The 13080-nt window shown below is 64.4% G+C and carries 9 protein-coding genes; 7 read left to right on the forward strand and 2 right to left on the reverse strand.

Going from position 1 to position 13080, the window contains the following annotated elements; all coding sequences use genetic code 11:
- Positions 1-111: 111 nt before the first annotated feature.
- Positions 112-1437, reverse strand: a complete 1326-nt coding sequence (locus tag KQH53_13350; protein ID MCB2227658.1) for a PhoH family protein — start codon at positions 1435-1437, stop codon at positions 112-114.
- Positions 1438-1654: 217 nt separating this feature from the next.
- On the opposite strand from KQH53_13350, the gene KQH53_13355 reads away from it, so the two are divergent.
- From KQH53_13355 to KQH53_13385, 7 genes are all read left to right on the forward strand, one after another.
- Positions 1655-3562 carry a GNAT family N-acetyltransferase gene (locus KQH53_13355; GenBank protein ID MCB2227659.1) on the forward strand — a complete coding sequence of 636 codons (1908 nt, stop codon included), beginning with the start codon at positions 1655-1657 and terminating at the stop codon, positions 3560-3562.
- 147 nt (positions 3563-3709) lie between these two features.
- Positions 3710-3943: a hypothetical protein gene (locus tag KQH53_13360; protein ID MCB2227660.1), complete on the forward strand. Its 234-nt coding sequence runs from the start codon at positions 3710-3712 to the stop codon at positions 3941-3943.
- A 6-nt stretch (positions 3944-3949) separates the two neighbouring features.
- Positions 3950-7099: a PAS domain S-box protein gene (locus KQH53_13365; protein MCB2227661.1), complete on the forward strand. Its 3150-nt coding sequence runs from the start codon at positions 3950-3952 to the stop codon at positions 7097-7099.
- 14 nt (positions 7100-7113) lie between these two features.
- Entirely contained in the window at positions 7114-7788 is a 675-nt protein-coding gene (locus KQH53_13370) for a response regulator transcription factor (GenBank protein ID MCB2227662.1), read from the forward strand.
- A 376-nt stretch (positions 7789-8164) separates the two neighbouring features.
- Complete coding sequence (locus KQH53_13375) at positions 8165-8371, forward strand: DUF4212 domain-containing protein (GenBank protein ID MCB2227663.1); 207 nt, start codon at positions 8165-8167, stop codon at positions 8369-8371.
- Positions 8372-8382: 11 nt separating this feature from the next.
- Positions 8383-10176, forward strand: a complete 1794-nt coding sequence (locus KQH53_13380) for a cation acetate symporter (protein MCB2227664.1) — start codon at positions 8383-8385, stop codon at positions 10174-10176.
- 116 nt (positions 10177-10292) lie between these two features.
- Positions 10293-11123 (forward strand): hypothetical protein, encoded by an 831-nt coding sequence (locus KQH53_13385; protein ID MCB2227665.1) that lies wholly within the window; start codon positions 10293-10295, stop codon positions 11121-11123.
- Between the two features lie 12 nt (positions 11124-11135).
- Here the strand turns inward: KQH53_13385 and KQH53_13390 are convergent, their stop codons facing one another.
- Positions 11136-13064 carry a cyclic nucleotide-binding domain-containing protein gene (locus KQH53_13390; protein ID MCB2227666.1) on the reverse strand — a complete coding sequence of 643 codons (1929 nt, stop codon included), beginning with the start codon at positions 13062-13064 and terminating at the stop codon, positions 11136-11138.
- Positions 13065-13080 lie beyond the last annotated feature (16 nt).

Consider the following 13080-nt stretch of genomic DNA (forward strand, 5'->3'; position numbering starts at 1 on the left):
CGATATGCCGCCAGCGGCACGCTGGCAAGTGAGTTCCGCAGGCGTATATGTCAATACGCCGAGGAAACGAGCGATGCCCGCAACGCAGTATCCCGCCGTCTGGCGAAGCCGCTACAGTAGCTGAGCTCCTAGTTCGGCTACCTGGGAACGCTCGCCCTTGACCAGAGTGACGTGCCCGCTGATCTCCTGGCTCTTGAGCTTTTCCACCAGATAGCTCAGCCCGTTGCTGGAGGAATCCAGGTAGGGGTGGTCTATCTGCTCCGGGTCGCCGGTGAACACGATCTTGGACCCCTCGCCCACCCGGGTGATCAGGGTCTTGATCATGTGGGGGGTCAGGTTCTGGGCCTCGTCGCACAGGATGAACTGGCGGGGGATGGAGCGGCCCCGGATGTAGGTGAGCGCCTCTATCTCCAGGATGCCCTGGGCGGTCAGGTACTCGGCCGCGCCCATGGGCGGGGCGTTCTTGCCCCGGCCGCTGGGGTAGTCGCGGAAGAGATACTCCAGGTTGTCGTAGAGCGGCTGCATCCAGGGGCGCAGTTTCTCCTCCTTTTCGCCTGGCAAAAAGCCCAGGTCCTGGCCCATGGGCACGATAGGCCGGGTGACCAGCAGGCGCAAATAGGCCTTGTTTTCCAAGACCTGCTCCAGGCCCGCGGCCAGGGCCAACAGCGTCTTGCCCGTGCCCGCGGTGCCCGAAAGGCTCACCACCGCCACCGCCGGATCCATCAACAGCTCCAGGGCGAAGCGCTGCTCCTTGTTGCGCGGGGTGATGCCGAAGCACTCGGCCGGGGTGTGCACCAGGGGCAGCAGGCGGCCGCCGCGGTGCCGGGCCAGGGCCGACTGGGAGGGGCGGCTGTTGTTGCGCATCACGAAGAACTGGTGGGGCTCGGCCGGGCCCAGGCCGTTCAGGCCCAACAGGCCCTGACGGTAAAAGGCGTCGATCTCGATGCCGTCCAGCCCCACCTCGCGGATGCCGGTGTAGAGCCGGTCGTAGTTGACCTTGTCGTTGAGGAAGTCCTCGGAGGGCACCCCCAAGACATCGGCCTTCACCCGGAGGTTCAGGTCCTTGGTCACCAGGATCACCGGCTCGCCCTGCTCTTGCTTCAGGCCCCAGGCCACGCTGAGGATGCGGTTGTCCGCCTTGTCCAGCCCCAGCACCCCGGGAAAACCGCCGCCATTGTGGCTGTGGTTCAGCTCGATGCGCAGGGTGCCCCCCGCGCCGCTGTCCACGCCCTGGGCCAGGGGTCCCTGGCGGCGCAGGCGGTCCAGCTCCCGCGAGACCTGGCGCGCGTTGCGCCCGATCTCGTCCTGGCGCCGTTTCTGGTCGTCGATCTCCTCGATGACCGCCAAGGGCAGGACCACGTTGTTTTCCTGAAATGCAAAGAGGCTGGAAGGGTTGTGTAAAAGCACGTTGGTGTCGAGCACGTATGTTTTGCTCATGTGGGGCGCGCACCTCCATATGGGGTAGGAGTCACTAGCCATCCACAGTATATAGTGGTTCAATTGTGAAATCCAAGCCCCAAGGCGCCTGTAACCCAATCTTCATGATGCCGCTTCCGGAACGGCTTCTCTTGGCAAGCGGCCCCTTACCTCCTAGAATTGAGCCATACACAGCAACAACTCCGCCACAAGGGGCAGGAGAGGATTAAGACATAAGATGCGCAACACCTACTGGCCCGACGCCTATCAAAGCAAGAAACGCACCGCCGCCCAGGCCATCGGCCAGATCAAGCGGGGGCAGCGGGTATTCGTGGGCTCCTCCTGCGGGGAGCCCCAGACCCTGGTCAAGGAGATGGCCGCCCAATCCTGCAACTTCAGCGACGTGGAGGTAGTGCGGGTGCTCAGCCTGGAGACCGCCCCCCTGACCATGATCGCCGACGAGACCGCCTGCCGCAGCCTAAACATCCGCTCCTTCTATTTGGGCTCGGCCAAGCCGCGTCATCTTTCCCAAGGCAAGCGCTTCCTCACCCCCATCAACCTCTCGGCCGTGCCCCGCCTGTTCAAGAGCGGCCAGCTCCCGGTGCACGTGGCCCTGATCCAGGTGAGCGAGCCCGACGACTTCGGCTGGGTGAGCCTGGGGGTGAGCGTGGACGTGACCATGGCCGCGGCCCAGTCGGCCGATTTGGTGATCGCCCAGGTGAACCCCTGCATGCCCCGCGTCCTGGGGCGCTCCTTCATGCATTTGAACGACATCGACCTGGTGGTGGAGGCCGAGGAGCCTCTCTTGACCGTGGGCGGGCCACCGGAGTTCGAGCCGGCCCGGATGATCGCCAAGAACGTGGCCCGGCTCATCGAGGACGGGGCCACCATGCAGATGAGCCTGGGCGCCGCGCCCCACGCCACCATGGACGCGCTCAAGGACAAGAATGACCTGGGGGTGCACACCCAGTTCCTCACCGACGGCCTGCTGAACCTGGTGAGCCAGGGGGTTATCACCAACCGCAAGAAGGGCTTCAACGAGGGCAAACTGGTGGCCTCCGGGGCCATGGGCTCGGAGGGGCTCTACGAGTTTTTGAACGACAACCCGGGCATCGAGTTCCACCCCAGCGACTATGTGAACGACCCGGCGATCATCTCCCGCCACAACAAGATGGTGGCCCTGAACGTGGTGATGGCCATGGACCTGACCGGCCAGGCCGCGGCCGACGCCCTGCCCTACAACCACTTCACCGGGGTCAGCGGCATGATGGACTTCGTGCGCGGGGCCTCCGCCTCGCCGGGCGGCAAGAACATCCTGATGCTGCCCAGCACCACCCTGGACGGCAAGTCCAGCCGCATCGTGCCCCAGCTGGAGAACCTGGCCGTGGTGGTGCCCCGGGGCGACGTGCAGTACGTGGTAACCGAGTACGGGGTGGTGAACCTCTTCGGCAAGAGCCTGCAAGAGCGGGCCATCGCCATGATCTCCATCGCTCATCCCGATTTCCGCGACGAGCTGTTCGTGAGGGCCAAGGAGCTGGGCCTGCTGGGCAGCGAGCGCACCCTGGCCGAGAGCATCAAGAGCATCTACCCCGCCTCGGTGGAGGAGACCAAGATCATCGACGGGCAGGAGGTCTTGTTCCGCCCGGCCCGGCCCACCGACGAGCGCCAGATCCAGGAGCACTTCTACAACCTGGACCGCGACGACGTGATGCGCCGTTTCCTGCACGAGCGGGTGAGCTTCGCCCGCCAGGACATGGCCGACATGTTCCAGGTGGACTACATCCGCGACATGACCCTGGTGGCCGTGGTGGGCGAGCCCGGCTACGAGAAGGTCATCGCGGTGGCCAACTACTTCCTGGAGCCGGCCAGCAACCTGGCCGAGGTGGCCTTCTCCGTGGCCCGCGAATGGCAGCAAAAGGGCCTGTCCAGCATCCTGTTGCAGAAGCTGACCCACAGCGCCCGCGAGCACGGCATCAGCGGTCTGACCGCCTACACCCATCCGGCCAACCGGGGCATGATCGCCCTGTTCAAGAAGCTGCCCTACAAGGTGAAGAGCGCCTACGACGGCGGGGTGCTGAGCCTCAGCGCCCGCTTCGACGAGCCCGCCCCCCCGGCCCAGCGCAAGACGCCGCCGCCCCAGGAATAGCCCCGACATGACGGGCCGGCCGGGTCTCCGGCCGCGCCCGAATTATAGGCGGTTCACGCCGAAGGGGTAAATTTGCTACAATCGCGCTGGGTATTCATCAAAGGAGGGGTTGATGAGCCCGGCAAAACCACCCGCCGGAGATGGCCGTTGAACCGGCCCCATCGCGTATTGGGCAGCTCCGCCTTTGCGGTGCTGGTCTTCGTGATCAGCCTGGTGCTGTTCCATTGGCCCTTCCTGGCCGACGACGGCCACTGGACCCCGCCCCAACTCTATCTGACCATGTTCGCCGCCTGGGCCCTGGTGATCCTGCTGGTGTTCCTCTTCTCCTGGTTCCTGCCTCCGGCCGGCGCCGATCAAGACGACGAAACGGACTCGGGTTAAGCCGCGATGTTCGAAAGCCTCACGGTCATCACCGTCTTCTGCCTGTACATGGGCCTGATCTTCGCCCTGGCGGTGTGGGCAGAGCGGCGCCAGGCCGCGGGCAAGAGCGTGGTCAACAACCCCCTGGTCTACGCCCTGTCGCTCAGCGTCTACTGCACCACCTGGACCTATTACGGCTCGGTGGGCTACGCGGCCAACAGCGGGCTGCTGTTTCTGACCATCTACCTGGGCCCCACCATGGTGGTGATGTTCTGGTGGGGCCTGCTGCGCAAGCTGGTGCGCATCAAGACCACCCACCACATCACCTCCATCGCCGACTTCATCGGCGCGCGCTACGAAAAATCGGTGCCCCTGGCCGGGCTTGCCACCATCATCGCCCTGGTGGGCACCATGCCCTACATCGCCTTGCAGTTAAAGGCGGTGCTCACCACCTTTGACATGATCACCCAGGACACCGGCATGGCCAGCGCCTTCATCGGCTCCCACGTGGGGCCCATCGTGCTGGTGCTGATGGTGGTGTTCACCATCATCTTCGGGGTGCGCCGCCTGGACCCCACCGAGCGCCACGAGGGCATCGTCATGGCCGTGGCCGCCGAGGGCCTGGTCAAGCTGGTCTTGTTCATGGCCGCGGGCGTGTTCGTGGTCTACGTGCTCTACGACGGCTTCGGCGACATCTTCGCCCGCTACGCCCGGCTGAGCGAAAATCTGCCCGGCCTGGCGGTGGGCTCGCGCACCACCAACTTCCTCACCTGGACCAGCTACCTGGTGCTTTCGGCCAGCGCGGTGATGTTTTTGCCCCGCCAGTTCCACATCGCGGTGGTGGAGAACCAGAACGAGGAGCACATCAAAAAGGCGATGTGGCTCTTCCCGCTCTACATGTTTTTGATCAACCTGTTCGTGTACCCCATCGCCCTGGCCGGGCTCTTGGACGGCCTGCCTCTGGCCTCGGCCGACACCTACGTGTTGCAGCTACCGCTAAAAAGCGGCAACCATTTGCTCACCCTGCTGGTGTTCCTGGGCGGCTTTTCGGCGGCCACCTCCATGGTGCTCATCACCTCCATGACCATGGCCACCATGATCTCCAACCACCTGCTGCTCCCCTTGGTGGACTGGATTCCGGCCCTGGGCTTTATCGAGCGCCATTTGCTCAAGTCCCGCTGGCTGGCCGTGACCTGCTTCATCCTCATGGGCTATTGGTTCGAGCGCCTGGTGGGCGGCGAGGTGATGCTGGTCAACATCGGCATCATCTCCTTCGCGGCGGTCTTGCAGTTCGCCCCGGCCATCGTGGGGGGCATCTTCTGGCGCCAGGCCAACTCCCGGGGCGCGGTGCTGGGGCTCAGCGCGGGCTCCCTGGTGTGGGCCTACACCATGCTCCTGCCCGCCCTGGTCACCGGCGGCTGGTTCTCGCCCCACCTCATTGAGCACGGCCCCCTGGGCATCGATTTCCTCAGGCCCGAGCGCCTCTTCGGGGTGCGGGGCATGGACCCGGTGAGCCACAGCGTGTTCTGGAGCCTGTTGGCCAACGTGGTGGCCTATATCCTGGGCTCCCTGGCCCGGCGGCCGGACCAGCAGGCCCAGCGCGACGCGGAGAGCTTCGTGCACGCCCTTACCGACGAGGGGCGCCTGACCCGGGGGGTGCGCCACGAGGCCTATATCAGCTTGGCCGAGAAGCGCCGCCGCATCGAGTCGCTCCTTTTGCGCTACTTCGAGCCCGCCGGCGCGGCGGCCATCACCGAAAAGAGCCTGCACGAGACCCAGCTGGTGGGCCGGGAGCGCATCTCCATCACCGAGCTGGCCGATCTGTACAACGAGGTGGAAAAGAACCTGGCCGGCGTGGTGGGCACCGCTGGCGCGCACCGCGCCCTGATGTCGGCCGGGGTCTTCACCCCCCGCGAAGCCCAGGAGCTCAGCGAGGTCTACGGCGAGATTTTGGCCGGCCTGCGGGCGCGGCCCGAGGACCTGAAACGGCGCATCAACTATTTGCAAGAGCGCCAGCAGCTGACCAACCTGCACGCCGAGGAGCTGGAAGAAAAGGTGGTGGAGCTGCAAAACCAGATACTCAGGCGCAAGATGGCCGAGCAGCAGGTGCGCGAGAGCGAGGAGCGCTACCGCACGGCCATCGAATATTCCAACGACGGCGTGGTGTTGATCAAGGACAACATCCTCTGGTACGTGAACCGCAAGTTCGCCGAAATGTTCGGCTATGACTCGCGGCGGGAGATCGTGGGGCGCTCCCTGGGCACCATCGTGCATCCCGAGGACCGCGAGCGGGTGGTGGCCATCAGCGCGGGGCGCCGCCAGGGCCAGGTGGTGCCCAGCCGCTACGACTTCAAGGGACTACGCAAGGACGGCAGCTCCCTGTTCATCGCGGTGAGCGCCACCATCGTTTCCTACAAGGGGCGCACCGTGAACCTGGCCTATCTGCGCGACGTGACCGACCGCCGCCGCCACGAGGACGAGATACGCCAGCTCTCCCGCCGCCTGATCCAGGGGGCCGAGGACGAGCGCAAGCGCCTGGCCGCGGACCTGCACGACGAGTTCGGCCAATCCCTGACCGCCCTGCACCTGGGGGTGCGCTCCCTGGAGAGCAGCCTGCCCACGGAGCTGGCCTTGCAGCAGGCCCGCTGCGAGCAGCTCATCCTGCGCATAGAGGACCTGGCCGAAAACGTGCGCAAGATATCTTCGGACCTGCGGCCGGACATGCTGGACCACCTGGGCCTCATCCCCACTTTGGAGTGGTATGCCGAGGAACTTCGCCAGCGGGCCACGGGCCTGGAGGTGGAGTTCAAGGCGGTGGGTTTTAAAAGAAGGCTTGACCCCAAGGTCGAGATCGTCTTGTATCGAATAATGCAGGAAGCTCTGAACAATGTGGTGAAGCACGCCGGGGCCGGGAAGGTGAGCATTCGCCTGACCTACTCCCATCCCACGGCCATCATGGTTATCAGCGACGACGGGCGGGGCATGGATATCTCCAAAGACGCCCCGGCCCGAGAGCCTTCCTCTGGCATCGGCCTGATAAGCATGCGCGAGCGGGTGGCCTCGGTGGGAGGCACCATCGATATCCGCTCCGAACCGGGCAAAGGCACCACCATCCGGGTGGCCCTGCCCGACCAGCCGCCGCCGAACGCCGAACCCCTTCTCGAGGCCGAGGCCTAGGCAAGGAGATCACTTTGGCCGACAAGCGGATCCGGGTATTCATCGCCGACGACCACGCCATCGTGCGCGAGGGCATCCGGCAGCTGGTGGGCAGCCAGGAGGACATGGTGGTGGTGGGCGAGGCCGGCGACGGCCTGGAGGCCCTGGAAGCGGCCAAGACCCTTCGGCCGGACGTGATGCTCCTGGACATCGCCATGCCCGGAGTGAGCGGCCTGGAGGCGGTGAGCCTTATCAAGGACGCGGTGCCCGGCTGCCAGGTGGTGATCCTCACCATGCACAGCAAGGACACCTTCGTGCACCGGGTGCTGGACAGCGGCGCCCTGGGCTACGTGCTCAAGGCTTCGCCCACCGGCGACGTGATCAAAGCCATCCGCGCCGCCCGCCAGGGGGAGTATTTCCTCAGCTCCAAGATCAAGGCCGAGGTGGTAAACGCCTACCTGGACAGCCGCAAGAAGGCCCCGGCGGTCAAGGGCTACGACCTGCTGTCCGAACGCGAGCAGCAGGTTTTCCGCTTGGTGGCCGAGGGCAACTCCACCAACCAGATCGCCGACGTGCTCTGCGTGAGCCCCAAGACGGTGGAAAAGCACCGCACCAATATCATGAAGAAATTGGGGCTCAAGGACCGCCTGGATTTGGTGAAGATGGCGGTGCGCATCGGCATCATCGACCCCCAGCTCTGGGACAACTAAGTAATTTTTCTCACAATCCCCCCACCCACCGAGCTTGTGAAAAAGTAGGGCCTTCCCCCGCCTAATTACGGGTTTCCCCCCATGGCCCCCGATGAGCCCCTTTTCCTAGGATGTTGCTCAGGGAAGCTGGCCTCATTACCGTTTGCGGCCATCTTCGGCGCGGGAAGCGAACCGAATCGCCGCTTTTCGTGCCTGGCGGGCTCAAAGACCGGCGGGTCCCCCATATAGCCGCTTCCCCCATATCCGCCGCCGAGCCCTATCGCAAAGGCCAACGAGGCCGGCCGATCCTACTGAGCAGCGCAATTCAAAGCTCTCGGGAAAGGAGGGTTAGGTGGACAAAAGCCGTCAAGAGTACTGGCGCAGGAACCTACGCATTATGGCGTGGTTACTTGCCATATGGGCATTCGTGTCCTATGGGTTGGGGATCATATTCGTTAATCCGCTCAATCACATCCACATGGGCGGGTTCCCCCTGGGCTTCTGGTTCGCGCAGCAAGGCTCCATCTATGTGTTCGTGGTCCTCATCTTTGTTTACTGCAAGCTTATGCGCCGGCTGGACCGTGAATTCGACGTGGATGAGTAGGGGGTGACCACATGGGAATTCTAGGCTGGACTTACGTATTCGTCGGAATAACCTTCGCCCTCTATATCTTCGTCGCCTGGCGCACCCGGGTGTCCGACACCAAGGGCTTCTACGTGGCGGGCATGGGCGTGCCCCCGGTGGCCAACGGCATGGCCACCGCGGCGGACTGGATGAGCGCGGCGAGCTTCATCTCCATGGCCGGCCTCATCAGCTTCCTGGGTTATCCCGGGGCCTACTACCTGATGGGCTGGACCGGAGGCTATGTGCTGCTGGCTCTGTTGCTGGCGCCGTACCTGCGTAAATTCGGAAAGTACACGGTGCCCGACTTCGTGGGCGACCGCTACTACTCCACGGCCGCGCGTCTGGTGGCCGCGGCCTGTACGGTGTTCGTGTCCTACACCTACGTCTGCGGCCAGATGCGCGGCGTGGGCGTGGTCTTTAGCCGCTTCCTCGAGGTGGACATCAACACCGGTGTGATCATCGGTATGTGTATCGTGTTCATCTACGCGGCCCTGGGCGGCATGAAGGGAATCACCTGGACCCAGGTGTGTCAGTACTGCGTGCTGATCCTGGCCTACCTGATTCCTGCCATCGCCATCTCCATGAAGGTCACCGGGGTGCCCATCCCTCAGATCGGCTTCGGCAGCACCATCGCCGCCGGCCACGCCGACGCGGGCAAGTACCTATTGGACACCCTGAACATCATAGCGAAAGATTTAGGGTTTGTGCAGTACACCGCGACCTTCGCCACGGTGAAGACCAACATGCTCAACGTGCTGTGCATCACCTTCGCCCTGATGGTGGGCACCGCCGGTCTGCCTCACGTCATCATCCGTTTCTACACGGTGCCCGGCGTGCGTCAGGCCCGGGCCAGCGCCGGCTGGGCCCTCCTGTTCATCGCCATCCTCTACACCACCGCCCCCGCCGTGGCGGCCTTCGCCCGCTACAACATGATCAACACCCTGGAGGACAAGCCATACGTTGAGCGGCCCCAATGGTATACCAACTGGCAAAAGCCGGGACTGGTGGCCTGGGTGGACAAAAACGGGGACGGCATTATCCAGTACCGTCCCGGCGCGGCCTTTGTGGGCCGGCCCAACTTCCAGGTCAAGGACGGCAAGCGGGTGCTGGGTAAGTACGGCCAGCCCCTGCTGAACAACAAGATCACCGCCAATAAGAACGAACTTTACGTCGACCGCGACATCATGGTGTTGGCCAGTCCGGAGATCGGAGGCCTGTCCGCCTGGGTGGTCGGCTTGGTGGCAGCCGGAGGTCTGGCCGCGGCCCTATCCACGGCGGCGGGTCTGCTCTTGGCGGTCTCGTCTTCCATCAGCCACGACTTCTACTTCCGGGTGATAAACCCGCAGGCCACTGAGAAGCAGCGCGTGCTGGTGGCCCGTATCTTCATCGGCCTGGCCATCGTATTGGCGGGTTACTTCGGCATCTATCCTCCAGCGTTCGTGGCTCAGGTGGTGGCCTTCGCCTTCGGCCTTGCCGCGTCGAGCATCTTCCCGGTCATCTTGCTGGGCATCTTCAGCAAGAAGACCACGCGGGAGGGTGCCATCACCGGCATGGTCTGCGGCATCCTGTTCACGGGCATCTACATCATCCAGACCAAGTTCATGGGCGTGGGCAACTGGTTCTTCGGGATCACCCCCGAGGGCATCGGCACCATCGGCATGTGCATCAACCTGCTCGTGACCTTCGGTGTCAGCCGCGTCACCAAGGCTCCGCCCGAGGAGATCCAGGAGCTGGTGGAGAGCGTGCGCATTCCGCGCGGCTCCGGCGAGGCCACGGACCACTAGGCAGCGCCGCCGTAACTTGAACCTTTGACCTCACAACCCGGGCGCGTCGGAGTAATCCGGCGCGCCCGGCTTTATGCTTGCCCCCGGGCCCGGGCCGCAACTAAAGTAGGAGCACCATGCGCAAGCTAATGACCCCAGAGCAGCAGTTGCAACGCGAGCTGGTCAAGGGCGGCCTGGCCGCCGCCGCGCCGGGCCTGGCCGTGTTGGTGGTGGCCCTGGCCGTGGACCCCATCTCTTTGCTGGCCCGCTTCCATTTGGGCTTTTTCGGGATGCTGGGCTTGGCGGCCCTGCTGTTCGTGATGGCCTATCTTCTGCGCAAGGCCCGCTGGTGGGCCGGCTTACCGGCCCTCGCCGCCTCGGCCGGAGCCATGGTCTACTTTGCCATGAAATTTCTGCGGCCCTTGAACGCCTATTTCGAGTACAACAAGGCCGACGGCATCGGCGGGGTCCTGGAGCCCCTGATGCTGCTCTCGCCCCAGCTGGTCATGGTGCTCATCGCCCTGACCCTGGGCCTTTTGGTGCTCCGCACCGTGCGCATGACCAAGCCCATGCCGCCCCTGCCGGTGAACCGGCTGGCCTGGGGAGTGCTTTTGTTGTGGCTGGTGATTCTGGGCGGCGACGCGGTGTACCAGAACTATGCCTGGCGCTTCATGGCCGGCCCCGGCGACTTGGTCATGCGCCTGTGCCTGGGCTCGGCCGAGGACCGCGCCCTGGCTCAGAACCGGCTTTTGGGCATGGGGGCCGACGCGGCTCCGGCCCTGGTCAAGGGCCTTAGCGCCGGGGGCAACGCGGTGGACGTGCTAAATGACTGCACCCGCGAACAGAGCCTGGCCCTGTTGAAGGCCCTACGCCGCGAAGGCCTGCCCGCCCTGCGCGCCGCGGCCCGAGCCGGCGACCCCATGGCGCAACAGGCCCTAAAGAAGCTCACCTCCCGGGGGGGAAGCTAAGTCCTTACCGAATTATCCCTGATCCAGACTGAATTGATCTTTTAGCGCCGACTTGATCTCGTTCGTCACCGCAAAGGCGTCCTTCAAGGTGTGGCGCTCCAGGTCCGAGAGCTCGCTGGGGTCCAGGTAGTTGTCCGGCTCCAGGCCCTGCTCGTCCAGGCGCTGCTGGTGCAGCAGCCTCAACTGCATCTGAAACTCATAGGCCTGGATGGCCTTGGTGGTCAGCTCCGAGGAGAGGAAGCCACCGTCGCCCAGCAGGCGCAGGCGCTCCAGGGTGTTGGTCTCCTTGATGCCGTGCTTGAGGGCCAGCACCCGGGCGAAGTCCACGAAGGGCACCAGGCCCTTGGTCTTTAAGTCCACCTTGTTCTTGTGCTTGCCCTTTTTTTCCAGCACGAAGTTGCGGAACATGGTCAGTGGCGAGGGCGTGGTCAGGGTGTCGCGGGCCAGCAGGCGGAAGAACATGTCCTGGCCCCGCGCCTGCTTGGTCAGATGATCGCGCAGGCGCTCGCCCAAGGCGAGCTCGCCGAAGCCGGGACGGAAGTCGAAGAAGATGGTGGCGTAGAGCACTTCCTTGGGCTTGGGCACGCTGATCCAGCGGTCGAAGTAGTTTCGCCATCCCTTGTAGGATTGGCGCCACTTGGGGTTGGAGGCCATGACCTCGCCCGGGCAGCGCGGGAAGCCGCAGGCCACCAGGTGCTCGATGGCCTTGGCCCCGAACTCGGCGAAGTACTCCTGTGCGAACTGGGCCAGGCCCGGGTCCTCGGAATCGGCATAGAGCAGGCCGTTGTCCTGGTCGGTGCGGAAGGTCTGCTCGCGGCGTCCCTCCGAGCCCATCAACAGCCAGCAGTAAGGCACCGGCGGCGTGCCCATCTCCGACTGCAACAGACTGAGCACCTTTTCCAGGATGTAGTCGTTGAGCAGGGTGATCATGCGGGTGATGTTGCCCGGCCGCGCGCCCTCGTAGATAAGCGAACGCACCACCAGGGGGGTGCGGCGCGATACATCGTAAATCTCGTCGTAGCTCTCGGTGGCCAGGATCTCCCGAAGCAAATAGAAGGGGCTGGCGCCCTGGGCCACCATCAGATCGTGGCCGCCCACCAGGCCCACGATCTCGCCGCGCCGTTCGATGGCCAAATGATGCACCTTGCGCTTGAGCATCTCCAGCAGGGCGTCGAAGCACACCGTGTTGAAACCGATGGTGTGCACCGGATGGCTCATGATCTGGCGCACTGGAGCGCGGTGGTCGATGCCCTCGGCCACCACCTTGCGCAAGTCGCGGTCCGTGACCACCCCCACGATCTCGCCGTCCGGGTCGGCCACCAACAACGCCCCTACCCGCCCGGCGGTGAGCTGGCCGGCGGCCCGCTGGATGGGCTCGCCCGCGCTGATCACCTCGGGCCGGCGCCGCACCACGTCGCCCACCTGGGCGCTGAACAGATACAGCGAGCCTTCGGTGGAGACCGCCGCGCGCGGCTGCCGTAGCTCGGTGAGCGCCTTGCCCACGTAATGCTCGGACAGGTACTTGAGGTAGTACTGGGCGAAACGGGCGCTTTTTTCGGTGAGGTTCAGAAACTCTTCGCGGGGAATCAAGAGGCAGGCGGTGTCCTCGGTGGCCTCAGCGTTCAAGTTGGACAGGCTCTCGCGGAAGATTCCCAGGGCGCCCAGGGTCTCGCCCGGGCCCCGCATCTCTTGCAGGTTTTCCGAGCCGTCCTGGCCGGGGAGGAAAAGGCGCACCTGTCCCTCGTGGATGATCAAGAGGTGGGTGACCTGGCTCTGCCCCGCTTGCAGGATAAGCTCGCCCGAGCTGTAGTGGCGCAGGGTGATCTTTTCCAACAGGCTCTCCAGGCCGGAGCGGCCCAGCTCCTGAAAGGGCGGCACCTTCAGCAGAAAGGAGATCAGGGTCTCGCGGGGAACGGAAATCCCACTCTCGCCTTTGATCATGCCTCCTCCGGGCCTG

Source organism: Desulfarculaceae bacterium, from assembly GCA_020444545.1.
Taxonomy (GTDB): Bacteria; Desulfobacterota; Desulfarculia; order Desulfarculales; family Desulfarculaceae; genus Desulfoferula.